This is a genomic window from Sporosarcina sp. JAI121 (assembly GCF_013408665.1).
Lineage (GTDB): Bacteria > Bacillota > Bacilli > Bacillales_A > Planococcaceae > Sporosarcina.
Genome location: NZ_JACCCL010000003.1, coordinates 194,935 through 220,106, shown reverse-complemented (window position 1 = coordinate 220,106; position 25,172 = coordinate 194,935). Strand labels below are relative to the sequence as shown.

At 43.7% G+C, this 25,172-nt stretch carries 25 protein-coding genes and 1 riboswitch; of the genes, 1 reads left to right on the top strand and 24 read right to left on the bottom strand.

Annotated features, from left to right (window positions below; genetic code table 11):
- Window positions 1-29: 29 nt before the first annotated feature.
- The 14 genes from HDC33_RS14905 to HDC33_RS14840 form a co-directional block, all read right to left on the bottom strand.
- Entirely contained in the window at window positions 30-800 is a 771-nt protein-coding gene (locus tag HDC33_RS14905) for a TIGR01457 family HAD-type hydrolase (RefSeq protein ID WP_179393350.1), read from the bottom strand.
- Complete coding sequence (locus tag HDC33_RS14900) at window positions 797-1,246, bottom strand: DUF86 domain-containing protein (protein ID WP_179393349.1); 450 nt, start codon at window positions 1,244-1,246, stop codon at window positions 797-799. Before HDC33_RS14900 ends, HDC33_RS14905 begins: the two co-directional genes overlap by 4 nt.
- 106 nt (window positions 1,247-1,352) lie before the next feature.
- The gene (locus HDC33_RS14895; RefSeq protein ID WP_179393348.1) at window positions 1,353-1,682 is read right to left on the bottom strand and encodes a YutD family protein; all 330 of its coding nucleotides are present in this window, start codon (window positions 1,680-1,682) and stop codon (window positions 1,353-1,355) included.
- 18 nt (window positions 1,683-1,700) lie between these two features.
- Window positions 1,701-2,660, bottom strand: coding sequence for a lipoyl synthase (lipA, locus tag HDC33_RS14890; protein ID WP_179393398.1), 960 nt, complete (start codon window positions 2,658-2,660; stop codon window positions 1,701-1,703).
- A 158-nt stretch (window positions 2,661-2,818) separates the two neighbouring features.
- A complete protein-coding gene (locus HDC33_RS14885) occupies window positions 2,819-3,526 on the bottom strand; it encodes an ABC transporter ATP-binding protein (protein WP_179393397.1) in 708 nt (235 codons plus the stop codon).
- Window positions 3,519-4,307: an ABC transporter ATP-binding protein gene (locus HDC33_RS14880; RefSeq protein ID WP_179393347.1), complete on the bottom strand. Its 789-nt coding sequence runs from the start codon at window positions 4,305-4,307 to the stop codon at window positions 3,519-3,521. Before HDC33_RS14880 ends, HDC33_RS14885 begins: the two co-directional genes overlap by 8 nt.
- Entirely contained in the window at window positions 4,297-5,247 is a 951-nt protein-coding gene (locus HDC33_RS14875; RefSeq protein ID WP_179393346.1) for a branched-chain amino acid ABC transporter permease, read from the bottom strand. Before HDC33_RS14875 ends, HDC33_RS14880 begins: the two co-directional genes overlap by 11 nt.
- 12 nt (window positions 5,248-5,259) lie before the next feature.
- Entirely contained in the window at window positions 5,260-6,135 is an 876-nt protein-coding gene (locus HDC33_RS14870; RefSeq protein ID WP_179393345.1) for a branched-chain amino acid ABC transporter permease, read from the bottom strand.
- Window positions 6,136-6,627: 492 nt separating this feature from the next.
- Window positions 6,628-7,818, bottom strand: a complete 1,191-nt coding sequence (locus HDC33_RS14865) for an ABC transporter substrate-binding protein (RefSeq protein WP_179393344.1) — start codon at window positions 7,816-7,818, stop codon at window positions 6,628-6,630.
- Window positions 7,819-8,242: 424 nt separating this feature from the next.
- Entirely contained in the window at window positions 8,243-9,814 is a 1,572-nt protein-coding gene (locus HDC33_RS14860; RefSeq protein ID WP_179393343.1) for a Na+/H+ antiporter NhaC family protein, read from the bottom strand.
- Window positions 9,815-9,958: 144 nt separating this feature from the next.
- Window positions 9,959-10,140, bottom strand: a riboswitch (Lysine riboswitch).
- A gap of 56 nt (window positions 10,141-10,196) precedes the next feature.
- Entirely contained in the window at window positions 10,197-10,967 is a 771-nt protein-coding gene (gene yunB, locus HDC33_RS14855; RefSeq protein ID WP_179393342.1) for a sporulation protein YunB, read from the bottom strand.
- 41 nt (window positions 10,968-11,008) lie between these two features.
- Window positions 11,009-12,385, bottom strand: a complete 1,377-nt coding sequence (locus HDC33_RS14850; RefSeq protein ID WP_179393341.1) for a bifunctional metallophosphatase/5'-nucleotidase — start codon at window positions 12,383-12,385, stop codon at window positions 11,009-11,011.
- 3 nt (window positions 12,386-12,388) lie between these two features.
- A complete protein-coding gene (locus HDC33_RS14845) occupies window positions 12,389-13,213 on the bottom strand; it encodes a sulfite exporter TauE/SafE family protein (RefSeq protein ID WP_179393340.1) in 825 nt (274 codons plus the stop codon).
- Complete coding sequence (locus HDC33_RS14840) at window positions 13,213-14,076, bottom strand: DUF72 domain-containing protein (protein WP_179393339.1); 864 nt, start codon at window positions 14,074-14,076, stop codon at window positions 13,213-13,215. Before HDC33_RS14840 ends, HDC33_RS14845 begins: the two co-directional genes overlap by 1 nt.
- Window positions 14,077-14,376: 300 nt before the next feature.
- On the opposite strand from HDC33_RS14840, the gene HDC33_RS14835 reads away from it, so the two are divergent.
- Window positions 14,377-14,682, top strand: a complete 306-nt coding sequence (locus tag HDC33_RS14835) for a hypothetical protein (RefSeq protein ID WP_179393338.1) — start codon at window positions 14,377-14,379, stop codon at window positions 14,680-14,682.
- Window positions 14,683-14,726: 44 nt separating this feature from the next.
- On the opposite strand, the gene sufB is transcribed toward HDC33_RS14835, so the two are convergent.
- From sufB to HDC33_RS14785, 10 genes are all read right to left on the bottom strand, one after another.
- The gene (sufB, locus tag HDC33_RS14830; RefSeq protein ID WP_179393337.1) at window positions 14,727-16,124 is read right to left on the bottom strand and encodes a Fe-S cluster assembly protein SufB; all 1,398 of its coding nucleotides are present in this window, start codon (window positions 16,122-16,124) and stop codon (window positions 14,727-14,729) included.
- 18 nt (window positions 16,125-16,142) lie between these two features.
- On the bottom strand, window positions 16,143-16,583 hold the full coding sequence (sufU, locus tag HDC33_RS14825) for a Fe-S cluster assembly sulfur transfer protein SufU (protein ID WP_179393336.1): 441 nt from the start codon (window positions 16,581-16,583) through the stop codon (window positions 16,143-16,145).
- Entirely contained in the window at window positions 16,573-17,802 is a 1,230-nt protein-coding gene (locus HDC33_RS14820) for a cysteine desulfurase (RefSeq protein WP_179393335.1), read from the bottom strand. Before HDC33_RS14820 ends, sufU begins: the two co-directional genes overlap by 11 nt.
- On the bottom strand, window positions 17,802-19,109 hold the full coding sequence (gene sufD, locus HDC33_RS14815; RefSeq protein WP_179393334.1) for a Fe-S cluster assembly protein SufD: 1,308 nt from the start codon (window positions 19,107-19,109) through the stop codon (window positions 17,802-17,804). Before sufD ends, HDC33_RS14820 begins: the two co-directional genes overlap by 1 nt.
- A gap of 19 nt (window positions 19,110-19,128) precedes the next feature.
- The gene (gene sufC, locus HDC33_RS14810; protein WP_179393333.1) at window positions 19,129-19,908 is read right to left on the bottom strand and encodes a Fe-S cluster assembly ATPase SufC; all 780 of its coding nucleotides are present in this window, start codon (window positions 19,906-19,908) and stop codon (window positions 19,129-19,131) included.
- 241 nt (window positions 19,909-20,149) lie between these two features.
- Window positions 20,150-21,349 carry a dicarboxylate/amino acid:cation symporter gene (locus tag HDC33_RS14805; protein WP_179393332.1) on the bottom strand — a complete coding sequence of 400 codons (1,200 nt, stop codon included), beginning with the start codon at window positions 21,347-21,349 and terminating at the stop codon, window positions 20,150-20,152.
- A 149-nt stretch (window positions 21,350-21,498) separates the two neighbouring features.
- Window positions 21,499-22,335 (bottom strand): MetQ/NlpA family ABC transporter substrate-binding protein, encoded by an 837-nt coding sequence (locus tag HDC33_RS14800; protein ID WP_179393331.1) that lies wholly within the window; start codon window positions 22,333-22,335, stop codon window positions 21,499-21,501.
- A gap of 96 nt (window positions 22,336-22,431) precedes the next feature.
- The gene (locus HDC33_RS14795) at window positions 22,432-23,292 is read right to left on the bottom strand and encodes a MetQ/NlpA family ABC transporter substrate-binding protein (protein WP_179393330.1); all 861 of its coding nucleotides are present in this window, start codon (window positions 23,290-23,292) and stop codon (window positions 22,432-22,434) included.
- A 69-nt stretch (window positions 23,293-23,361) separates the two neighbouring features.
- Complete coding sequence (locus HDC33_RS14790) at window positions 23,362-24,030, bottom strand: methionine ABC transporter permease (RefSeq protein WP_179393329.1); 669 nt, start codon at window positions 24,028-24,030, stop codon at window positions 23,362-23,364.
- Window positions 24,023-25,048: a methionine ABC transporter ATP-binding protein gene (locus HDC33_RS14785; protein ID WP_179393328.1), complete on the bottom strand. Its 1,026-nt coding sequence runs from the start codon at window positions 25,046-25,048 to the stop codon at window positions 24,023-24,025. The genes HDC33_RS14790 and HDC33_RS14785 overlap by 8 nt, the downstream gene beginning before the upstream one ends.
- Window positions 25,049-25,172: the final 124 nt, after the last annotated feature.

Sequence of the window (25,172 nt, the reverse complement as noted above, 5' to 3'; positions counted from 1 at the left end):
TAACCGCCTATTCAAGGCGGTTAGCCTTTTTATATGCCAAGCTCCAGTAATGTCCGAAGTGAATGTGTCGGCCTGTGTTGTTTCGCACGTATTTCTTCCAGTGAGGTCACTCCCCCGGCAACATGGACAGTATCTATGCCGAAACGAATACCCGCTAGGATATCAGTATCATAATTATCACCAATCATTACCATCTCTTCTTTACAATAACCATTTTCCTGCTGGATGAAACCTAGCATATGCGGTTCAGGTTTTCCGACATATACCGGCGAAACTCCCGTTGCATTCTCCATCAACTTAGCGAATGATCCGTTACCCGGGACAAGCCCTCTCTCAGTCGGAAACGCTTTATCGCTATTCGTTGCGATGAAATGTGCTCCGGCTCGGATTGCAAGACAAGCATCCGCTAATTTAGCGTATGTTACACCACGATCAATCCCCATGATAATAACATCCGGATTCTCTTTCACCACCTCAATCCCTTCGAACGCCAACGCTTCTTCCAATCCTTTTTCACCAATCATCATGACTGATGCGCCATCATGATTCCCTTTGCAATACTTGGCAGCAGCAATCGCGGATGTCATGATGCGGTCGCTGTCTGCTTTAATTCCGAATGAAGCCAGTTTTTCTTGAAGCTGCAGGCGAGTCATCGAAGAATTGTTTGTAATGAAATATGGATCGATTCCTCTATGCTGCATATTCCCGATGAAAGTGACCGCTTCTGGAATCGGTTCAATTCCCCGGTAGACAGTGCCATCCAAGTCAAGGCAGATTGCATTATATTTTTCCTTGATCATTTATTTTCCGGTAAAAAAGCGGATACCGGTCCTAGTTCATTTTCAAGATAATGGCGAACTTTGATTGGAAACGCAAGTAGTTCATCCATCGAAGCATTTAAAACTTCCTGGATTACTCTACTATCCACTTTTGTGAAATCACGGACAATCATCTTCCTAAGCTCAACCACCTGTTTCAACGGATCGGCCATTTCCTGCGTAATGACGCGCTCGTCATCCATAATGTCGATAATGTCTTCATAACTCCCTGGGTCACGCATGATGAAACCGTCAATCATTGCGTTACCAACATCTATTATTGATTCGATAATAACAGTTGTTATCCGTTCAAGCGCAAGGGTATGGATGATGTCCTCCTGCCACTCATTTTCACTATTGTACAAAGCAAGCAAACTTTCCATATGTGTAAGTGATTCACCAATTTGGTTCCGGTCGACAAAATACACGGACTTTCCCTCCTGTTTCTTCACAATCTTCATCTTATGATACCATATCCTGCGGACTAACTAAAAAAGACCCGCACGCGGATTTTACATCCACTTGCGGGTCAACTCATTCGGTTTCTACATTAGTCTGGATTTCCGGCATTGCCTGCATTTCCGGTTTAATCCGTCCCGATTTTTTCAATACGAAATAAGCGCAACCAAAATTACAGTATTCGTACAAATAATCCTGTAATGTGCTGATTTTTGTTTCATACGTCGCTTTCTGGTTTGTATCATCGAAAAAACCTTTTAAACGGAGTTGTCCGTATCCCCAGTCACCAAGTATATAATCGTATTTGAGCAGTACGTCACTGTATCTTGCAAGTAACGCCTCTTCGTTAAAACCATCACGGAATTCCGTTAGTATTTCAAACTGCCAATTGTCTAACGTTATCATTCATTTTTCACCGCCAATTTAGCTTTGCAGTGCTGATTCCAGCTGTTCTTCACCTTTTCGCTGCCTCTCTTTTGCGGCAGCATTCACCTGTTCGTCAGCATGATAACTGGAACGAACCAGAGGACCGGCCTGACAGTGTGAGAACCCTTTGGACATTGCAATTTTTCTTAACTCGCCGAATTCCTGCGGCGAATAATACTTTTGTACTTTCAAGTGTTTTTTAGTAGGCTGCAAATACTGGCCTATCGTCATTATATCAACTTTATGTGCAATTAGGTCATCCATTGTCTCAAGAATTTCTTCGTGAGTTTCACCAAGGCCTAGCATCAGTGAAGATTTTGTAGGGATATCCGGTTGCATCTCTTTTGCACGCAGTAAAAATTCAAGCGAACGGTCATATGTTGCACGCGCACGAACCCTTGGCGTGAGACGGCGTACCGTTTCGATATTGTGATTCAGGATATCCGGTTTAGCATCCATTAGGCGCTCTAGATTCTCATAAACACCGCCCATATCCGATGGCAGAACCTCAACTGTTGTAAATGGATTTTTTCTGCGAATTGCACGGATTGTTTCCGCAAATACTGCAGATCCACCATCTTTTTGATCATCTCGTGCAACCGCCGTGACGACTGTATGCTTTAAATTCATGAGAGCGACAGAATCGGCAACGCGTTCTGGTTCCGCAAGATCCAGTTCTGTCGGCAGGCCCGTTTTAACAGCGCAAAAGCGGCATGCACGGGTACAAACAGCACCAAGAATCATGAACGTGGCTGTACGGCGCTCTCCCCAGCATTCGTGGATATTGGGACAACGAGCTTCTTCACATACGGTATTTAAATTATTTTCACGCATCATTTTTTTAAGATTTGTATAGTTATCATTCGTATTCAGCTTGATTTTTAACCAATCCGGTTTTCTTACATGATCCGTTCTATTTCCTTGTTCCGGTTTGCAAGACACGACGACCGACTCCATTCCTACGTACTTTAAAAGTATTTTCACTACTCTTGTCAATGTATCATATATTCTGACTTCAAACAACCAACTCTCCCGTATAAATTGGTTGCTGATTTTATTAGCATGAAAAAAGATAGTGTCTCCGTTTCCGGGCACTATCTTTTTTCCTTTCATGATTAATGACCGCCCAAATACGCGTTCTTAATTTCTTCGCTGGCCTGCAATTCTTCTGCTGTCCCGGATAGAATGACCCGTCCTGTTTCGATAACATACGCCCTATCAGCGATTGATAGTGCCATATGTGCATTTTGTTCAACAAGAAGAATCGTCGTTCCTTCTTTATTGATATCTTTAACTACCTGAAAAATCGTCTTTACCATTAGCGGAGCCAGACCCATCGAAGGTTCATCCAATAGCAACAGTTTCGGTTTTGCCATGATGGCTCTGCCCATAGCCAACATCTGCTGCTCTCCGCCGGATAACGTTCCAGCCGATTGCTTACGCCGCTCATGCAAGCGCGGAAAAGTCTCATATACTTTCTGAAAATCCTTTTGGATACCCGCTTTATCTTTTCTTAAAAAAGCGCCTAATTCTATATTCTCTTCTACACTCATCTCTGCAAAAACCCGTCTTCCTTCTGGAACATGGGAGATGCCTGCTTTTACAATTGCCTGTGCCGGCTTGCCCGCTATTGACTTCTTCAAATAGTCGATGGTTCCTTCTTTTGGTTTCAACAAACCCGATAGCGTCTTCAACAATGTACTCTTCCCTGCTCCATTCGCGCCGATCAGTGTAACGATTTCACCTTCATCCACATTCAAAGATACACCTTTCAATGCATGGATGCTTCCATAATATACATTAAGATTGTCAACTTTAAGCATGCTCATCGTGAACTTCCTCCCCTAAATAAGCCTCGATCACTTTTGGATTATTACGGATTTCTTCAGGAGTTCCTTCAGCAAGGAGTACACCATGGTCCAATACGTAAATACGTTCACAAATACCCATTACCAAGTTCATATCATGTTCAATCAACAATATAGTCAAGTTGAACTTTTTACGGACAAAAGCGATTAACTCCATGAGTTCTTTCGTTTCTTGCGGGTTCATCCCGGCAGCCGGTTCATCTAGCAATAATAACTCGGGACCTGCAGCCAATGCCCTCGCGATTTCCAGTCTACGTTGCTTGCCATACGCCAAATTTTTTGCGTCCTCGTTTTTGTATTTATCGAGTTCAAAGATTTCAAGGAACTCCATCGCTTTCTTTTCCATTTCCTTTTCTCCCGAAAAATGTGAAGGAAGTCGCAACATGGAACTTAGAACTGAATGCTTCGCCAATGAATGATAAGCCACTTTGACATTATCCAACACGGATAGTTCATTGAACAATCGGATATTTTGGAACGTACGGCTAATTCCTCGTCGGGTAACTTGATAAGGGGCCATCCCATTAATGCGTTTCCCGTTAAATATGATTTCGCCTTCCGTCGGCGCGTAGACACCTGTCAATAAGTTGAAGCTTGTTGTCTTACCTGCCCCATTCGGCCCAATCAATCCAATAAGTTCCCCAGGATTGATCTCCAAGTTGAGATTCGAAACAGCCTTCAGCCCGCCGAACTGTATCCCCACATCTTTAACTGTTAGCAACGGTTCACTTTTCATGCTGGCTGCCTCCTTTCGAACCTCTCCATAACTTGAAATAATCCGTGATTTCCATTGTGCCCATCAGCCCCTTTGGACGATAAAGCATAACAATGATGAGTACAAGACTATAGATGATCATTCTCGTTTCAGGATAACCTTGCAAGAAAGTGGAAACGAGTGTCAAAAGAATTGTTGCTACAATTGCGCCCGACAGACTTCCAAGTCCACCCAAAACAACGTAGATTAAAATATCGATTGATTTTAAAAACCCGAAGTTTGCAGGTTGGATAATGTAAAAGTTGTGTGCATACAATGCGCCTGCGACGCCAGCAAAGAAAGAACCGATGGCGAATGCCAACACTTTGTAATACGTCGTATTAATGCCCATTGCATCCGAAGCTATTTCATTTTCACGAACTGAAATGCATGCCCGACCATGTCTTGAGTTCGTAAAGTTGACGATGACAAGTATTGTTATGAACAGGCAGATAAACGCAGAAGTCCACGTAGTATAATGGCTAACTTGCATACCCGCTGCCCCGCCTACATATTCAATATTCAAAAATACGATCCGGATAATCTCAGCAAATCCGAGAGTGGCAATCGCCAAGTAGTCCCCACGCAGGCGTAAACTTGGAATTCCTATTATTAATCCGGCAATCGTCGCAATAAGCCCCGCTGCTACAATGGCTACCGGGAATGGCAGGTGGAATTTCATCGTCACGATGGCCGATATATATGCACCAACTGCTAAAAATCCTGCATGCCCCAGAGAAAACTGTCCTGTAATACCTATCACCAAGTGCAAACTGACCGCCAACATAATATTAATTGCCATAAAGATTAATGTATTTGAATGGAAGTTATTCAATATACCAATACTGATAAGAGCTTGAATAACCGTATATACGATAAGAGAAGAAGCAATAAATGACCAAAACTGTTTCGACTTTTTCATGACTTTTTTCACCTACACTTTCTCACGTGTATTTTTACCAAAGAGCCCGGATGGCTTGAAAATGAGTATTAAAATTAAGATAACGAAAGCCGCCGCATCTCTCCATAGGGAGAACCCAAGTGCACTGACAAACGTTTCTACAACTCCAAGCACAAGCCCCCCTGCCATGGCTCCCGGAATAATTCCGATTCCACCAAGTACGGCGGCGACGAAGGCTTTCAAACCAGGGATAATCCCCATTAACGGATCTATCTTTGTATAATAAATACCGAAAATAACGCCCGCCGCACCAGCCAAGGCCGACCCGATTGCAAACGTAGCCGAAATTGTGTTGTCTACATTAATCCCCATGAGTTTAGCTGCTTCAGCGTCGTATGAAACCGCTCTCATCGCTTTTCCGATTTTCGTTTTATGTACAACAAACTGAAGGATGATCATCAGTGTGATAGAAACAGAAAGAATCAATATGGACTGGCTGCTGATTTGAGCGCCGAAAAAGTCGAATGATTTATTTCGTAACACCGCTGGATATGCTTCTGGTTGCGCCCCGCGCATATAAATGACGCCATTTTGAATGAGAAGAGATACCCCGATTGCAGTGATCAATGCCGCGATTCTTGTCGCATTCCGTAATCTTTTGTAAGCAATCCGTTCAATGGCGACACCAATAATCGCACAGGAAGCCATCGATAACAGCAGTGCTGGGAGAAATCCGAGTCCCCATCCTGCAATCGAGAAATAGCCAATAAACGCACCTATCATAAAAATTTCCCCGTGTGCAAAGTTTATGAGTTTTATAATCCCGTAAACCATCGTATAGCCTAGTGCAATCAATGCATAAATGCTTCCGAGTGAAATACCGTTTATTAGTTGTTGTAGCCATTCCATGAAATTTTCACTCCTTCTCCAGCTCTAAAATAGGGATTAACAAAAGCGCAAGCGCCTGGTCAAGGGCGACAGGCATAAGACAGACCGGCGATGAGGCGTTCTTTGCCTCTTAGCCAGGGTGGCATATGACCCGAGCCCTTAGGCGCTGGAGTCTAGACGTGAAATATCACCTTTCGCAGGTTATCCACATACGAGACTTCATAATTTTCCAGGGATTAAAAAAGGAATAAGGAGAGGACATCCTCCCCCCATTCCTGCAGTTTTAACTTTATTCAGCAAATCTTTTTATACTGAAAGCGAAGCGTCAGCTACAGATGTCTCTCACTTCTATAACTTGCTAGATAAATGTGAACGAAATCTACAATTCAGCGAAGGTTCAAACACCGGCTGAATAAAGTTAAAGCCTCCGGCGGATGTCACAGATTTTGAAGGGAATTAATTGAGCAAGCTCAATTCAAAATCTGGACGCAATCACGCCGAGACGTGATTGATTTAAGGATTAACTTTTGTTTTGAAGACTTGTTCGCCATCTACATACTCAAGGATAGTTGCAGATTTGATAGGGTGATGGTTTTCATCAACCGAATACAATCCTGTAACAAGCTCAAGGTCTTTTGTTTCCGCTAGGGCTTCTTTAATCTTCACAGAGTCTGGACCGCCTGCACGTTTAATTGCATCAGCTAGTAGATAAACAGTGTCATATCCTAGTGCATTAAATGCGTCAGGTGATTTACTGTATTTGTCATTGAACTTTTTGTTGAAGTTTTGAATGATGCCATCTGGATCTTCAGATGAATAGTGATTTGTTGTAAATGTGTTGTTCAACGCATCTGCACCTGCTAGTTTTAGCAAGGTTGGAGAATCCCAACCATCTGCTCCCATTAGTGGAACAGTAATACCCATTTCACGAGCCTGTTTAACGATCAATCCAACTTCTTCATAGTATCCAGGGATGAAAATGAATTCAGGATTTGCTGCTTTAATACGCGTAAGCGTTGAACGGAAATCAGAGTCTTTAGCTACGTAAGATTCTTCAGCAACAATTTTACCGCCTGCAGCTTCAAAGTCTTTTTTGAAGGATGACGCAAGACCTTTTGAATAATCGCTTGCATTATCCGAGAAAATCGCTACGTTTTTAACGCCAAGATCGTTCGCTGCGAAGTTTGCTGCAACCGTTCCTTGGAACGGATCGATGAATGAAGTACGGAAAACGAATTCATTTACACTTCCGTCCTCTTTAACTGTTACTGTCGGGCTCGTTCCAGATGGACTGATAAGTGGCGTTTCGTTGCTATTAGCAATTTCAGCTTGTGCAACAGTAGCACCGCTTGTAGCTGCCCCGATTATCGCAATTACTTTATCCTGTGTTATTAATTTAAGTGCAGCACTCGTAGCTTCGGCAGGCTCGGATTTATTATCAACTTTTACAAGTTCGATTTCCTTACCGTCAATTCCGCCAGCTGCGTTAATTTCTTCCACTGCAAGGTCAATTCCTGATGCTTCTGAAGTACCGTATGAAGCAACCGCACCTGATAATTCAAGATTGACTCCGATTTTAATCGTTTCGACATCCTTCGATCCACCCGTGCTTCCTTCTTCAGCCTTCTCGCCCGTGCATCCCGCCAATAAACTGACTGCGAGAGCGGAAGCCGCGAACACACTTGCAAACTTTTTCAATTTCATTAAAAATCCCCCTTTTGTTTGATATTTCCGACAATTTAAGGCGCGCCGATTGACTGATAGATGACTACCGACTACCGTATTTGGAAATACCTTTTTCTCTACTTACAAGCTCATTGTAAAACAAACTTTCTATTCAGTCCATAGCGAATTTTCTATACTTATCGTTTGCAGATAGAATTCTGCAAAAAAATCGCTTTATTACTTGGCTAATTTACATTTTAGTATTACTCTTACTTACGGTTGTCCCTCCTTTTCAACTTCAACGTACCAATTTGATGGACGCTTTTCTTTTTATATTTTCTTTTGGTCTTAATGCCTAGTATATACACCTATCAGACTATTGTCAAAACATTTTTTTGTTAGAAAACTATTATATTTATAATAAAAAAGCGGTGAATATCTCACCGCTTCCAGTCATTTACAATCATACCAACTGCTGTGCAGCCACTTTTTTCGCTTTCATCGTCCAAACAGAAAACAATAATGCAAGAATAGCGATTACCCCTACTAGCCCAAGCCAGATTGAACCTGTCAGGCCAAGAATTACGTAACCGGCAGTAGCCACCCCTGCACAAATCAAAGCGTAAGGGAACTGTGTCGAAACGTGATCGATATGGTTACATCCGGCACCTGTTGAAGATAGAATCGTCGTATCGGATATCGGCGAAGAGTGATCTCCGAATACAGCTCCCGCAAGTACTGCAGCCAGCGCAGGCAGTAACATTTCCGGTGCCGCTTCAATCATAATTGTTCCAGCAATCGGCATGAGAATACCGAATGATCCCCAAGACGTTCCTGTCGAAAATGCCATAATTCCAGCAAGAATAAACATGATGACAGGAAGGAAGGTAACCGGTATATTCGATTTCAATACGAGGTCCGATAAGAAGATACCTGTATCTAGTTTTCCGATTAAGAACGACAGTGACCAAGCAAAGATAAGTATTAAAACAGGCGGCATCATTGCCTTCGAGCCGTTTAGTATTGCACTTCCCATAAGCGAATAGCTCGCCGTTTCATTGTTTTTCATCTGTAGCGTATACAAAATTGCTGCAAGTAGCGTAGCTGTTATTCCGCCCGCCAACAACGACAGCGAAACATTCGTATTTTCAAAGATCGACAAGATATTCATCGATCCCCCCTCTAGATAGCCTGTCCAAATCATCACAGCAAATGTCACTGCAACGAGCGTGACAATCGGCGCCACAAGATCCCGAACACGGCCATGCGGATGCACAGGAAATTCTTCTTTCAATTGACCCGGGATTTCTTTAGCTGGATCAAATAATTGACCTGTTTCTGTAGCACGCTGTTCGTGTTTCTTCATTTCAAAGAAATCAAGATTCGACCATGCAAGGAAGAATACCATTGCGAGTGTTGCGATAACGTAAAAATTCATCGGTGCCATCATAACGAATGCGGATAATGGCGAATAGTTGATTGCCGCTGCACCGCCAAATATAAGTGCCAGTTGCCCGATTAAAAAGGCGCCCCAACTTGAAATTGGTGAAATGACACAGATTGGTGCTGAAGTCGAGTCGATGAAGTAAGCCAATTTCGCTCTTGAAATCCGGTGTTGATCTGTGATTGGACGAGCGATTTGCCCAACCGCCAGCGCATTGAAGTAATCATCCACAAAAATTGCAATTCCGAGAAATACTGTGAGCAATTTTGCACCGCGTTTTGTTTTGATATGACGCACAGCCCATTCTGCAAATGCTCTGCTTCCCCCGGACAAACTAACAAAAGCAGTGATAACTCCTAAGAGGAGGATGAAAAGGATAATATAAATATTCCCTGTATTAAGTCCTCCATCCCAAAAAGTAGCCTTAACCGATTCCCATAAATTCTTCAAAGATTCAACGGGGCCGAATGACGCTGCCAGCAAGGCGCCTGATATTATCCCCGCTCCTAGCGACAACAGCACTCGTTTAGTTGCAAATACCATAATAATGGCAATTAATGGTGGTAAAATTGATACCCATGTTCCTATCATCTTCTATTCCTCCATTTAGTCGGTTTGAGGCCCTATATAGGGGGAATAAAAAAACCGGTTGCTAACTGCACTCATCAGAGTGAATCAGGAACCGGCTTTATCTACGTTTCGTTTGTTGGATAAATCATACTGCTTATCTAACACACGACCTGTAGCTCATCATACATGTTCAAAGATGTATGACAGTGTTATCCCTATTCGGAACAACCCCAGCCTGATAGATTTCGACAATCCTACCAAACTTCGGCAAAGCTTCCTTTTACGCACGGTCATCGGTGTCAATCTCGCGTGTGTGACTCATAAGCAATGCAGCCTCTACCCAATCGATATTTCTAATCCTTTATAAGCCTATCAATAATCCGGGATATTTTCAAGTCCTTATTCATGGTTCAAAGGAATCTAGTATAGGTACCTGTAAATTGGGTTGATCTCCACTCCCCGAATAATTGATTTGAGGGACCGTTCCTTGAATAAGTCCTATTGCTACCGGAATCTTCTGTTTAACTACACTTTTCTCTGTTGCAAGCGGCATGATGATTTGAACGTTTACTGTCAATAATATATTTACTTCCACATAAGCACTATTAATGCCAAAAGGACGGATTTCCGTATCAACCGTCGCACTGACTTCGCCAATGACGTGGAAACGGATTGGAATTTTGGGACCCAAATTTCCAAGTAAGGGAATATTCGCCGCTTGCCCGACTGGCACGAAAAAAACTATCCCCCCATGGCTTTCCATCGCTTGCGGATCGAATTCAATACCATTATCCGAAGGGAGCATTTCCAAATTCCCCTCTTCGGCTTGTTGGAGATGGGACTCGACAAGCCCTTGTGTTTCAGATAATACCCTGTTGATAATTTCCGTATTGAATTTCCACGCCGCCCCCCCCTCTGATTCGTTCGGTACGTCCACAATGATTTCATTGACATCAAGGACATTGGCTACTCTCGAATTGATGGCTTTATTGATAACATGGGAGGCTATTTTCTCCGTCTGCACTTCTGCATATTGGATATAAATTGGAGTAAGTCTTGCATTGACAAAATAAAAGAAGAGGAAGACTGCAATCACAATCGTCGGAATAAGAAAGGGTAACAGTTTACGCTTCTTTTTCCTGGTCTTTCTGGTAACCTGGCCCTGAAATTTCAAAACGACTCCTCCTGCTATACGTTATGCAGGAGAGGAGCCGTTCATTCATAATTATATTCAGTCCCGTACCAACCCAACACATCCCTGATCAATTCCGGCATATAGTATTCTTTCTCTGCATACTTCAGGGAAGGGAAGAAAAATCCGAATGTAAACATATCCAGTGTCGCAAGTGTATATTTTTGCCCCGTCACAACTTCCCGGTTTCCGGCGAATAATTGCCCATTTCGATTTCTATAAAGTCTTTCGTGAATCATCGCCCCCATCAATACCCCTCGGAATCCAAGGCCTTTGATTTCTATTCCGGGCCACTCTTCATTCAAAGATAGCTCATACACCTCCATTAACTCTTCTCCATCCAGCGTAAGTAAACACGGATTGATCGGATGCGGGAGCAAAGAATGCAAATCCTCTTTCGTCACCCAGCCTTTATCGAGGCTTCCAAGAAAAATGCCGGCATTGAACATGGCGCAATCGGCTTTCGTATATGAAATGAGCGCCCTTCCGAAGAAAGAAGACAACGGACTATTCTCGAACAGGTTTTGGGATAAGGGCGAAGGATTGTAAAAGACTTGCTCTTCCATCGCTTGTTTTCCAGCTAAGATCAGATTGTTTATTTTTTCAATGTCCTCATCATCGCTTTTCACAGAATCCGCCCTGAATAGTTCTGCATCCAGTTGGAGTGCTCTTTTTGTAACCGTATCAAATTTCACTGTGACATGACCCACATACTCACCATATTTCCCTGTTGCGGCCAGCAGTGTTTCACCGATTAACTTGCCTTCGTGAAAAAGATGGTGGGTATGGGCTCCGAAAATGACATCAATCTCCGGACATTCAACAGCGAGCTTTTCGTCTTCAGTAATACCCATATGCGATAGACAAACAATGAGATCCGTTTCGCCGGCTATACTTTCAGCAATGTTCTTTACATTTTCGCGGGGCGGCAACACTTCCCAGCCGAGCTTTGAGTAGAAGGTTTTGTATTCGGCAGTTGCCCCGACGACACCGATTCTCGTTCCTGACGTTGTGATATAGATCACATAGGGCAATGCCCATTCTGGACGTCTCCCATCCTCCTCCAATAGATTACTGAGGATGACATCGAATCGGGCGTCATTATAAAGACAGGACAGCGCTTCTTTCGACATCGTGATTCCTTCGTTATTGCCTATCGTAACCGCATCATACCCTGCCTCATTCAGCAACATTATATTCCCAAGCCCTTTTGTTCCTTCCGTAAATGGATGGGAACGGTCAACATGGTCACCGATGTCGAATGTATAACAAGCTTCTCCTCTTATTGAATGCGCACGCTTTTTATCACAAAGAAGCCGGCTGATTTGCGGCCAGCTTTCAAAGTGACTGTGGATATCATTTGTATGATAGAAATGAATCGTCTCGATTTTGTGATCCATATGTCACCCCATAAATCCGTCAATAATAGATCTTATGCCAAGTAATAGCAGGATAATTCGTAATGCAATAACAAGAGTTTCCGATTTCATCTTCTGATTCAGCCTCGCTCCGATTTTAGCGCCGATATAGGCTGCCGGAACGACCGGAATCGTATAAAGCCATGGCACATTGCCAAGTGAGATATGCGTGACCGAGTTGACAAGAGCTGATAAAAACACCATGAACATTGACGTGCCAACCGCGACATGCGGTGGAAACAGGAAGAGCAGAATCATTGCAGGAACAATGATGGAGCCGCCTCCGATTCCAAAAAGCCCCGATGAAAAACCGACAACAAATGTAAGCAGTAAAGCAAACCATATAGGATAACCATATAGATGCGTTTCGCCCATCTTATCTATGAACGTCCTTTGTTTTCCATTTTTAACAAACCAACCGACCGGTTTTAAATAATCCCGGACGAGGAGCAGTGTTGACAAAAAGATCAGCAAGATTCCAAATGAAAGATTAAACGCAGGGAGGTCAAGCCCTTTATTGACAAAGGCTCCGAGAAGTGTCCCGGGTACACTCCCGGCAAAAAAGATGAGTCCGCTCCGATAATCAATCGTTTTCGCCTTCATAAATGACAATGTAGATGCAAGACCAGTAAAAATCATCATGATAACAGAAAGACCGACGACACTTTGCGGTGTAATTCCATCAATTAAACCAAGATTGATGCCGACGAAAAGCGTCGCTGGCACCAGAATGATACCCCCGCCCAACCCGACAAGCGCCCCGATAATTCCTGCTGTGAGACCGATAACGGCCAATAAGATAAATTCCATTACCATTCCCCCTCAAAAAAATCGAGCTGTTTCGGCGCTAGACTTTCATAGTTGATGTTGAGCATCTTCTGAAAACGTTTTGCATTTTGTGCCGCATGCCCGCCGGAATTATTGTTGAAAATGACGAAAACTTCATCAGTTGCTTCTTGCAGTTTTTGAACAGCCAACTGAATTTCCATTAGTTCAGCGTCACTGTAGTTATATAAGTATCTCACTTTGCGCCATGCCTGATCATCGCCAGTTGTGTTGCGCCATCCCGCCACATTACGGCCATGCAATCTGAATAAGACTTTATCCGAACGGGTTGTAATCGGAACCAGTGGAATGCTTCCTAGGCCAGCTTGCGGCTCATCACAAACAGAATGGATTACATTCAGTCTCTCCAGAAAAGCTAACGTTCGATCAAGATATTCCGGTGAATACCACGACTGATGCCTAAATTCAACAGCGATGTCGAACCCGGCCAATTTACTGCAAACAAAACGGATTTCCTCAACGTTCCCTTTTGTACAATCAAACCAAGGCGGAAACTGGACAAGGATCATCGCAAGTTTACCCGCTTCTCGAAGTGGAGTGACAGACAGCCGGAATAAATCGTACATTTTATCGATAGATTCATAGGGCAGTTCTCCCCGATGATGTCCGGTCATCCCCTGGTATGCTTTGACGATAAACCGGAAGTTGTCCGGCGTTTCTTCAATCCACTTTTGAATATTGCGCTCCGGTTGAATAGCATAAAAAGTAGCATCCAGTTCGACAATTGGAAAGTGCGCACTATAATCAATTAGCTTCTCTTTTTTTGAGGAGGAGGAGTCGTATACGTCCGGATGGTCTCCCCAACCGGTTAGACCGATTTGGATCATCCTACCCGCCCCCTTTCAATTAAATCGATACTATCATACTAACATATGTACTTTAAAAATTTACGGCAATTGCAATTGTTTCCGGGGATTGTTTGATGAAGGTTTGTTGGATTAAATGATGAACTTGAGGAATTGTGGTCGACAGCAGACAGACTGTACGACAGACTTTGAAAACTCTACGACAGAATGGCGGAACTGGACGACAGACTCAGCATACTCTACGACAGCCGGCAAACTGGACGACAGACTTGGAGTACTCTACGACAGACTTGGAGTACTCTACGACAGAAAGGCGGAACTGTGCGACAGAGTCAGGAAACTCTACGACAGCCGTCAAACTGGACGACAGACTTGGAGTACTTTACGACAGAACGGCGGAACTGTGCGACAGAGTCAGGAAACTCTACGACAGCCGACAAACTGGACGACAGACTTGGTGTACTCTACGACAGAACGGCGGAACTGGACGACAGACTCAGCATACTCTACGACAGCCGGCAAACTGGACGACAGACTTTGAAAACTCTACGACAGAACGGCGGAACTGTGCGACAGAGTCAGGAAACTCTACGACAGCCGGCAAACTGGACGACAGACTATATGTAAAGACGAAAAAACCGGCCGTAGTGGCCGGTTTTCCCTTATGATAATTACCCGATTGAACCTTCCATCTCGAACTTGATTAGGCGGTTCATTTCTACAGCATATTCCATCGGTAGTTCTTTTGTGAATGGCTCGATGAAGCCCATGACGATCATTTCAGTTGCTTCCAGCTCAGGAACACCGCGGCTCATCAAGTAGAAGAGCTGCTCCTCTGATACTTTGGAAACTTTTGCTTCGTGTTCAAGTGAAATGTTATCATTCAGGATTTCATTATATGGAATCGTGTCGGATGTCGACAACTTATCCATAATGAGCGTATCACACTCGATGTTCGCACGTGCGCCATCCGCTTTACGTCCGAAGTGAACGATTCCGCGATATGTCACTTTACCACCGTGTTGAGCAATTGATTTCGATACGATTGTAGATGATGTGTTTGGTGCAAGGTGATGCATTTTTGCTCCAGCGTCCTGGTGTTGACCTTTTCCTGCAAGTGCAATGGAAAGTGTCATTCCGCGAGCGCCTTCGCCTTTAAGAATAATCGCCGGATATTTCATCGTCAGTTTCGAACCGATGTTACCGTCAACCCATTCCATCGTCGCGTTCGCTTCACAAACTGCACGCTTCGTAACAAGGTTATAAACGTTGTTAGCCCAGTTTTGAATCGTCGTGTAGCGGCAGTACGCATCTTTTTTGATGATGATTTCAACGACAGCACTATGCAGTGAATTCGTTGTGTAGACAGGTGCCGTACATCCTTCAACGTAGTGGACGCTTGCCCCTTCATCGACAATAATCATTGTACGTTCGAACTGTCCCATATTTTCCGAGTTGATGCGGAAATAGGCTTGCAGAGGCGTATCAACTTTGATGCCTGGCGGTACGTAGATGAATGATCCACCCGACCAGACAGCCGAGTTCAATGCCGCAAATTTGTTATCGGAGTTCGGAATGACCGTGCCCCAATACTTTTTGAACAGCTCTTCGTCTTCTTTAAGTGCTGAATCCGTATCTTTGAAGACAATCCCCAAATCAACGAGTTCTTCTTTCATGTTGTGATAAACAACTTCAGATTCGTATTGTGCTGAAACACCCGCAAGGTATTTTTGCTCAGCTTCAGGAATTCCAAGTTTATCAAATGTACGCTTGATTTCTTCCGGTACTTCATCCCAAGAGCGTTCTGCCCCTTCAGATGGTTTAACGTAATAAGTGATTTCGTCGAATTTAAGGGAGTTTAGATCTCCACCCCACTGAGGCATTGGCATTTTGTAGAACATTTCCAATGATTTCAAGCGGTAGTTGAGCATCCATTCCGGCTCATCCTTCATACTTGAAATTTCTTCAACGATTTCTTTTGTCAAACCACGTTCCGAACGGAAAACAGAGACGTCTTTATCAGAAAACCCATATTTGTAATCGCCGATTTCCGGCATTTTTTTAGCCATTACTATTCCTCCGTCCTATTATTGTTCGGAGTCATTTCCGACTCCCTTTTCCATCGCCTTCCAGGCTAATGTTGCACATTTGATTCGGGCTGGAAATTTGGCTACACCCGCAAGAGCTTCAATGTCGCCAAGGTCGATGGAGTCGTCAATATCTTTGCCAAGCATCATGTCCGAAAAGACAGAGGCAGCTTTTAGTGCTTCGTCCACTTTTCTCCCTTTGACAATCTGCGTCATCATCGAGGCGGATGCCATAGAAATTGAACAGCCTTCCCCTTCGAATTTCGCATTTTGAACAATGCCATCATCTACTTGAAGCGTCAGATGGATAACATCGCCACATGTCGGATTATTCATATCGACAGTGATGCTGTCTTCTCCGATGACACCTTTGTTTCTAGGGTTTTTATAATGGTCCATGATGACCGAGCGATATAACTGATCTAATTTATTAGTAGACATCTGCGAAATACTCCTTTGCAATACGGAGTCCGTCCACGAAGCGGTCGACATCGGCTTCCGTATTGTAAATATAGAAGCTGGCGCGTGCCGTGGCTGATACATCGAGCCATTTCATGAGCGGCTGTGCGCAATGGTGACCCGCTCTGACAGCGATGCCATGCATGTCGAGCACCGTTGCGACATCGTGCGGATGAACATCGTCCAAATTGAACGTGACAAGTCCTGCACGTTTTCCAGGATCAAGCGGACCGTAGATGGTAAGACCATCTATTTCAGACATCCGTTCCATTGCGTATCCGGCAAGTTCGTGTTCATGCCGTTCAATGTTATCCAGTCCGATTTCCTCGAGAAAATCGATTGCGGCACCCAGACCGATCGCACCTGCGATAATCGGTGTACCACCTTCAAATTTCCAGGGAAGCTCTTTCCATGTTGATTCATACAAACCGACGAAATCGATCATTTCTCCGCCGAATTCGACCGGTTCCATTTTGTCGAGCAGATCTTTTTTCCCGTATAGAACACCGATACCGGTCGGACCGCACATCTTGTGTCCCGAGAATGCGAAAAAGTCACAGTCCAGTTTCTGTACATCGATTTTCAGATGTGGCGCAGCTTGCGCACCATCGACAACCATGACAGCCCCATGTGCATGCGCGATTTCCGTGATTTCTTTAATCGGGTTCATCGTGCCAAGCACATTCGATACGTACATGATCGACACAATCTTAGTCCGGTCTGTAATCACTTCACGCACTTTTTCGAGTGACAATGTTCCGTCTTCCTCAAGGTCGACGTATTTCAACACTGCCCCTTTTTCTTTTGCCAGCTGCTGCCATGGAATGATGTTCGAATGGTGCTCCATGTAGGTGATGATAATTTCATCGCCTTCACCGACATTCGCCCGTCCATAACTTTGTGCAACCGTGTTTAATGCAGTAGTCGTACCGCGCATGAATATAACTTCTTCCGTCGACTTCGCATTGATGAATTTGCGAACTTTCTCTCTCGCGCCTTCATACCCTTCCGTCGCCCGGTTTCCAAGCGTATGCACACCGCGGTGGACGTTCGAGTTACCGAAACTGTAATAGTCGCTGATTGCTTCTATTACTTGCCGCGGCTTTTGAGAAGTCGCGGCACTATCTAGATAAACGAGCGGATGCCCATTTATTTCCTGATCTAATATAGGGAAATGATTGCGGATGTCTTTACTGAGCATTAGCGCACTTTCCTTTCGATAACCTCCGTCAATTGCTTCTTGACGCCTTCAATCGGCAGTTTACTGACAACAGGCGCAAGGAAACCATGAATGACAAGACGTTCTGCTTCATGTTGTGAAATTCCTCGGCTCATCAAGTAAAACAGTTGCATAGGATCGACACGGCCGACAGATGCCGCATGTCCTGCCGTTACATCGTCTTCGTCGATAAGGAGAATCGGGTTCGCGTCTCCGCGTGCCTTTTCACTCAACATAAGAACGCGTGACTCTTGGACAGCATTCGACCTTGTTGCACCTTTTGCAATCCGACCGATACCGTTGAAGATACATGTAGATTCTTCTTTCACAACACCGTGCTTCAAGATGAACCCTTCCGTATCCATACCCCAGTGAACGATTTCAGTTGTGAAGTTCTGGCGCTGTTTACCGCGGCCGACAACAACTGTCTTCATGTCACAGTGAGATCCGTTACCTACAAGATGCGTGATGCTTTCAGAGATCGTATCGCTGTCATTCATCAGTCCGAGTGCCCAATCGATACGGCTATCGCGCCCTGCAACTCCACGACGATTCACATATGTCGTGAACCCTTTCGCAAGTACATCAACCGCACCGTAAGTGATTTGTGCATTATCGCCCGTGAATACTTCAGAAACGATATTCGCCAAACCTTTCGATTCCTCGACAGTCGACAAATAGTTTTCGACATAAGTCACTGAACTATTCGCTTCTGCCACGATAAGGACGTGGTTGAAGAGTGAAGCTTGTTCATCATCATGCAAGAACAACACTTGAATTGGCTCTTCGACAACAACGTTTTTTGGAACGTATACGAATACGCCGCCGTTCATAAGTGCCGCATGAAGTGCAGTCAATTTATGCTCGTCCACCTTCACGCCATCCGTCATGAAATACTTTTTCACAAGATCGCTGTGTTCACGTGAAGCTGTGAAAATATCTGTCATGATGACACCTTTCGCTTTCAACTCTTCAGAAAGGGAAAGGTAAGCAGGAGTGTTATTATGCTGAATATAAATACTGTTCTGCTGATCTTTATCAACGAGTGCACGTGCTTCTTCAGAAAGCTCGTCCAATGAAGAATAACTAGCACTTTCTACCGCGTGAACAGGGAATTCCGTGAAATTCCATTTATCGATTTTCGTTTTATCTGGTTTTGGCATTGGTAGCTGTTCCGCTTTCGCTAATGCGTCTGCGCGGAAATCCGCCATCCAATCTGCTTCGTTCATCTTAGCGGAATAGGAGCGGACGTCCTGTTCGGTTAATGCCATCTTTGTTTCAACCGTCATTTTGAATCGTCCCCCTTTCTTAAACTTCCAACCCGACAGTTTCGTCTTCGATGCCAAGTTCTTCTTTAATCCAGTCATACCCTTGTTCTTCAAGTTTATGTGCCAGTTCAGCACCGCCGGATTTAACAACTTTACCTTGCATCATAACGTGAACTGTGTCAGGCGTAATATAGTCAAGAAGACGTTGGTAGTGAGTGATGATCAGGCAGCCGAAATCTTCGCCGCGCATTTCATTGATGCCTTTTGAAACAATTTTCAATGCATCGATATCAAGACCCGAGTCAATTTCATCTAGCACTGCAAATTTAGGCTTCAACATTGTAAGTTGAAGGATTTCGTTACGTTTTTTCTCTCCGCCCGAGAAACCTTCGTTCAAGTAACGTGTAGCCATATCTTCATCCATTTCAAGAATTTCCATTTTGCTGTCAAGTTCACGAATGAATTTCATTAATGAAATTTCATCGCCTTCTTCACGTTTAGCATTGATTGCGGATCGTAGGAAGTCAGCATTCGTTACGCCGGTAATCTCGCTTGGATATTGCATGCCAAGGAAGATCCCCGCTCTAGCGCGCTCGTCCACTTCCATTTCAAGTACGTCTTCACCATCGAGTGTGATTGTACCTGAAGTTACCACATATTTGGGATGCCCCATAATCGCTTGTGCGAGTGTAGATTTACCTGTACCATTCGGACCCATGATTGCGTGGATCTCGTTTGTATTGATCGTCAAATCGACGCCTTTCAATATTTCCTTGCCTTCAATTTCAACGTGAAGGTCTTTAATTTCCAAAGTAGCCATTCCAATACCTCCAATATATTAAAGATGAACGGATATCCATTCTCAATTTAGTATCATTCTAATCTTAACGTATTAATCATTGGCTTGCAAATCATTGAGAATCATTCCATTTGAAAGGAATGCCCTTAATTCAAGACTTGAGCGGGTTCCTTCCTTCAGTGTTCGCTCATTTTCATTTATCTATTCCTTAATGAGAATCCATACAATTCAAAAAACCGGCGCTTCATGCACCGGCTTTGATTCATCCATTACTATTGCTAGTCGATTCTGCAGGCACGCCATCGACATCATTTGTGAACTTGTCGACGATTATAGCAAGTGCTCCGTCTCCCGTAACGTTTGTCGCGGTTCCGAAACTGTCTTGCGCCATGTAAAGTGCAATCATAAGTGCAATCATAGTCTGGTCAAAATGAAGCATTGTTCCAAGAAGTCCGATTGCAGTCATTACCGCCCCACCTGGTACCCCCGGTGCAGCAATCATCATAACGCCCAGCATAAAGATGAAGGGCAGGAAGCTCGCGAAAACAATTGCTTGACCATTTAGAATCATAACCCCGATTGCACAAGTTATGATCGTAATTGTACTCCCTGAAAGATGAATCGTTGCGAATAACGGAACAGCAAAGTCCGTCACGCGTGCAGATGCACCAGTTTTTCGGGCTTGTCTCAATGTGACAGGTATCGTTGCAGCGGATGACTGTGTTCCTAACGCTGTCATATAAGCCGGTGCCATCGTTTTAAGTAGGAAGAATGGATTCTTCCTCAATAATGTTCCTGCAGTGAAGTACTGAATTAGTAACATCGTGAAATGCAGAATGAGAATCAGTACGAATACAACTGCAAATACGGACAATACTTTTGCTACTTGTCCACCATAAGTCATGTTCAAGAAGATCCCGAAAATGTGGAATGGCAGTAATGGAATAATAACGTAAGAAATGACTTTTTCAATAATGGCATTGAACTCGTCAAACAGTGGAAGCATTTGACGGCTTCCGATAGATGCCATCCCGATTCCAAGTACGAAAGCGAGTACAAGCGCTGTCATGATTTCCACCGGTGCAGGTATCGCTAATTCGAAAAAGCCTTTAGCTAGTGCTTCACTCGGATCTTCCAAGGTGTTCAATGCTTTACCGCCAAGTAAACTTGGGAGTATTGATGAACCTACGAAAAACGCCAGGAATCCAGCAATAATTGTTGACGAGTATGCAGCGACTGCCGCAATCCCAAGCATCTTCCCCGAACCCTTTCCAAGTTTCGCAATCCCGGGTGCAATGAATGCGATAATGATTAGCGGTACAATAAACGACAGGAAGTTAGAGAATAAATCGTTGAACGTTGCGAAAAGACGAACAAATCCTTTTGGCACAAATGTACCTAAGAGTACTGCCAGTGCTATTGCGATAACAATACGCCATATAAGACCAATTTTGAACTTCAAACCAATGTTCCCCCTAAGATGAGTTTATGTATTTAAGAGACAACAATACCATAATATTTTCGCTATTGAAACATCAATTTGCTATTAACATCTATTGGAAAATATAAAAACTCCGTCGAATTCTTACCCTTCGACGGAGTTTTTTTACATTACTTTACTGGGACTACAGTGCCGTCCCATTCTTTTAAAATAAAGTCTTGGATTTCTTTGGACTTCAATACTTCGATCAAAGCTTTGATCGCATCTTCATCTTCATCGCCTTTTTTGACAGCGATGATATTTACATAAGGGGAATCCTCATCTTCGATTGCAATGGAATCTTCAATCGGATTCAAGCCAGCATCGATTGCAAAGTTCGAGTTGATCAACAACGCATCGCCCTCATCATTCGAGTAAAGTTGTGGCATTAGCCCCGGTTCGTAGTTTGCATCAAATTTGATGTTTTTGGGATTTTCAACGATATCTTTCAGTTCAGCTGCTGTTTTATCTATACCTTCGTCAAGTTTGATAAGTCCTTTCGACTCGAGCATCGCAAGCACACGTCCGTGATCCGAAATTGAGCTGCTCATTAAAATCGTTGCACCATCTGGAAGTTCATCTAATGATTTATACTTTTTCGAATACACACCGATTGGTTCAATATGGATGCCGCCTGCATTCACAAAGTCGTATCCGGCATCTTTAATTTGCAATTCTAGGTAAGGAATGTGCTGAAAGTAGTTTGCATCGAGTTCGCCTGATTCAAGATCTTGATTTGGCAATACGTAGTCTTGGTATGTTTCGATTTGAAGATCGTACCCTTTTTCCTCCAATAACGGTTTTGCCTGTTCAAGAATAATCGAATGTGGTGTATTGGAAGCACCGATTACAATCTTAGTCATCTCTTTTCCGCCTGCATTATTACCTTCATCGGTGTTTTTTGTTCCACAAGCCGCAAGTGCAAGTATAAGTACTGCCAATAAAATTCCCGATAGTAACTTCTTCATTTTATAATCTCCCTTTTTTCTATGATGTTAATCTGGATGGTGGGTATAGCAAGTTGTTCAACTGAACCGTTTACCTTGTCCACTACCTTAGTCAAATCACTTAACAGGAATGACGTCGCCGCCCCATTCTTCGACAATGAAATCTTGAATTTCCTTCGATTTCAATACATCAACCAAAGTCTCGATTGCTTCAGTATTTTCATCGCCTTCTCTCACTGCAATGATATTCGCATACGGCGACTCCGTCTCTTCAATCGCAATAGAATCTTCGACTGGATTCAGACCTGCATCAATTGCATAGTTTGCATTGATGACTACCGCATCACCTTCATCATTGTTATAGAGTTGCGGCAATAACGATGGTTCGTAATTCGCATCAAACTGTAGATTTTTAGGATTGTCTACAATGTCTTTCACTTCAGCCTTTACTTTATCTACTCCATCAGCCAATTTGATTAGCCCGGCTGACTCCAGCAATGAAAGAACGCGGCCATGTTCAGCTACTGAGTTACTGAATATAATAACAGCACCATCTGGAAGTTCCTCGATTGATTTATATTTCGTCGAGTAAACAGCCATCGGTTCGATATGGATAGCCCCTGCATTGGCAAATTTATAGCCGTGGTCAATTACTTGTTGATCCAAATAAGGTATGTGCTGGAAGAAGTTCGCATCCAATTCACCGGATTCAAGATCTTTGTTCGGCAAGATATAGTCTTGGTATGTTTCTATGACAAGTTCAATGCCTTTTTCTTTCAATATCGGAGCTGCCTTTTCTAGAATGATTGCGTGCGGCGTGTTAGATGCACCAATGACGATTTTCGTTTCTTCAACGGTTTCATCGACAGCATTGTCTCCCCCACTTGCATTTTTTTCGCCGCTGTCATTTTTCGCACCGCAAGCTACCAATGCGAATACGAGTACTGCTAATACTATTCCCCCTAAAAGCTTTTTCATGAACATTTCTCCCCTTTTTCTATTCTATTTTATGATTTACAGGCAAAGCCTGGTGTTACTGCGATAAAATTATCTCTTGTCAAATTTCCTCACCGCGAAATCCCCGATGAATTGAATAATAAAAACGATAATTAAAATAAAGATTGTCGCAACAAGTGTAACGTCTTCACGGCTGCGCTGGAATCCATCCAAGTAGGCAAGTGTCCCAAGACCGCCTGCGCCGATAATACCCGCCATAGCGGTGTACCCGACAAGTGCGATGGCTGTTACAGTAATCCCCGAAACAAGAGCAGGCATCGATTCAGGTATGAGAACTTTAAAAATAATCGTCTTCGTTTTCGCTCCCATTGACTTCGAAGCCTCAATTACACCTTTATCAATTTCCTGCAATGCAATTAGCACCATTCTGGCATAAAACGGAGCCGCTCCGATAATAAGTGCCGGCATCGCTGCATCAGGTCCGCGAATAGTGCCTAGAAGAAATTTCGTGAACGGAATTAGCAAAATGATCAATATGATAAACGGGATTGATCTAAATACATTGACGAATGCCCCTGAAATAATATTGACAAGCTTATTCGACCACAGTTGACCGGGACTTGATAGGAACAGTATGATTCCGAGTCCTAGTCCGATAATTAATGTGAAAAATGTAGAAACTGCTGTCATATAGAGTGTTTCAACAGTCGCTTCCAACATCTTAGTCCAGTCAACATTCGGAAAAAGGTTTTCAATCATTACCGATCACCTCCGTCTGAACATCATTTTCATTAAGGTATTGGATTGCTTCCTCAATGACAGCGGAATCCCCAAGAAGTTGGAGAATGAGTGTGCCGTATGCTCCACCATGTGTATGGGAAATGTTCCCTTGAACGATGTTTACATCGACATTGAATTTCCGAATAAGGCTTGCGAGCACAGGTTGTTCTGTCTGCTCACCAACGAAAACGAGCTTGATAAGTGTGCCTGTTGGAAATTCATCTTTAATATGTGCCATTGCCTGTTTCGCTTCCGCCGGCTCCGTCACTTGAGAGACAAATCGCTTCGTAATGGACTCTTTCGGCGATTGGAACACATCGAGAACGTCCCCCATCTCGACAACCTTCCCGGCTTCCATCACTGCAACCCTGTGGCAGATTTTGCGAATCACATGCATTTCATGGGTGATAAGAACAATTGTCAGACCAAGTCTTTCATTGATGCCCGTCAGAAGATCAAGTATCGAATCCGTCGTTTCCGGGTCAAGAGCTGAAGTCGCCTCGTCGCAAAGGAGGACTTCGGGGTCATTTGCAAGCGCACGGGCAATTCCTACACGCTGTTTCTGACCGCCCGACAATTCGGATGGATACGCGTTTTCCCTGCCCGCCAATCCGACCAGTTCAATCAGTTCCGCCACTTTCTTTTCACGTTTGGCTTTTCGCACGCCCGCGATTTCAAGAGGGAACGCGATATTGTCCTTTACTGTTCGTGACCACAGCAAGTTGAAGTGCTGGAAGATCATACTTACTTTTTGCCGCGCTTCTCTTAATTCTTTTCCTTTAATCGCGGATATTTCCAGACCGCCAATTTTCACACTGCCTGATGTCGGTTTTTCAAGACCATTCAACAGACGGATTAATGTACTTTTGCCCGCTCCGCTGTAACCGATAATCCCAAAAATTTCACCGTCGGCAATTTCAAGTGAGACATTTTCGACCGCTGAAATACTCGCTGGCCCTACACCGAATTGTTTATTGATATTTTTTAAATGAATCATCTATTTCACCTCTGAGAATTTATGTATATAAATTGTAAGTTAGAATTCCTTCTAATCCGCTTCGAGGATGCCTCCCGCCATAAGCCAGGGCACTGAAAAAGTCCGATTTCCTTCAATCCCGTTG

Bases quoted from the DNA above. Each gene is read 5' to 3' on its own strand.
- HDC33_RS14905 (WP_179393350.1), bottom strand. From the start codon at position 800: ATGATCAAGGAAAAATATAATGCAATCTGCCTTGACTTGGATGGCACT.
- HDC33_RS14895 (WP_179393348.1), bottom strand. From the start codon at position 1,682: ATGATAACGTTAGACAATTGGCAGTTTGAAATACTAACGGAATTCCGT.
- lipA (WP_179393398.1), bottom strand. From the start codon at position 2,660: ATGGAGTCGGTCGTCGTGTCTTGCAAACCGGAACAAGGAAATAGAACG.
- HDC33_RS14885 (WP_179393397.1), bottom strand. From the start codon at position 3,526: ATGCTTAAAGTTGACAATCTTAATGTATATTATGGAAGCATCCATGCA.
- HDC33_RS14880 (WP_179393347.1), bottom strand. From the start codon at position 4,307: ATGAAAAGTGAACCGTTGCTAACAGTTAAAGATGTGGGGATACAGTTC.
- HDC33_RS14875 (WP_179393346.1), bottom strand. From the start codon at position 5,247: ATGAAAAAGTCGAAACAGTTTTGGTCATTTATTGCTTCTTCTCTTATC.
- HDC33_RS14870 (WP_179393345.1), bottom strand. From the start codon at position 6,135: ATGGAATGGCTACAACAACTAATAAACGGTATTTCACTCGGAAGCATT.
- HDC33_RS14865 (WP_179393344.1), bottom strand. From the start codon at position 7,818: ATGAAATTGAAAAAGTTTGCAAGTGTGTTCGCGGCTTCCGCTCTCGCA.
- HDC33_RS14860 (WP_179393343.1), bottom strand. From the start codon at position 9,814: ATGATAGGAACATGGGTATCAATTTTACCACCATTAATTGCCATTATT.
- HDC33_RS14850 (WP_179393341.1), bottom strand. From the start codon at position 12,385: ATGGATCACAAAATCGAGACGATTCATTTCTATCATACAAATGATATC.
- HDC33_RS14845 (WP_179393340.1), bottom strand. From the start codon at position 13,213: ATGGAATTTATCTTATTGGCCGTTATCGGTCTCACAGCAGGAATTATC.
- HDC33_RS14840 (WP_179393339.1), bottom strand. From the start codon at position 14,076: ATGATCCAAATCGGTCTAACCGGTTGGGGAGACCATCCGGACGTATAC.
- sufB (WP_179393337.1), bottom strand. From the start codon at position 16,124: ATGGCTAAAAAAATGCCGGAAATCGGCGATTACAAATATGGGTTTTCT.
- sufU (WP_179393336.1), bottom strand. From the start codon at position 16,583: ATGTCTACTAATAAATTAGATCAGTTATATCGCTCGGTCATCATGGAC.
- HDC33_RS14820 (WP_179393335.1), bottom strand. From the start codon at position 17,802: ATGCTCAGTAAAGACATCCGCAATCATTTCCCTATATTAGATCAGGAA.
- sufD (WP_179393334.1), bottom strand. From the start codon at position 19,109: ATGACGGTTGAAACAAAGATGGCATTAACCGAACAGGACGTCCGCTCC.
- sufC (WP_179393333.1), bottom strand. From the start codon at position 19,908: ATGGCTACTTTGGAAATTAAAGACCTTCACGTTGAAATTGAAGGCAAG.
- HDC33_RS14800 (WP_179393331.1), bottom strand. From the start codon at position 22,335: ATGAAGAAGTTACTATCGGGAATTTTATTGGCAGTACTTATACTTGCA.
- HDC33_RS14795 (WP_179393330.1), bottom strand. From the start codon at position 23,292: ATGAAAAAGCTTTTAGGGGGAATAGTATTAGCAGTACTCGTATTCGCA.
- HDC33_RS14790 (WP_179393329.1), bottom strand. From the start codon at position 24,030: ATGATTGAAAACCTTTTTCCGAATGTTGACTGGACTAAGATGTTGGAA.
- HDC33_RS14785 (WP_179393328.1), bottom strand. From the start codon at position 25,048: ATGATTCATTTAAAAAATATCAATAAACAATTCGGTGTAGGGCCAGCG.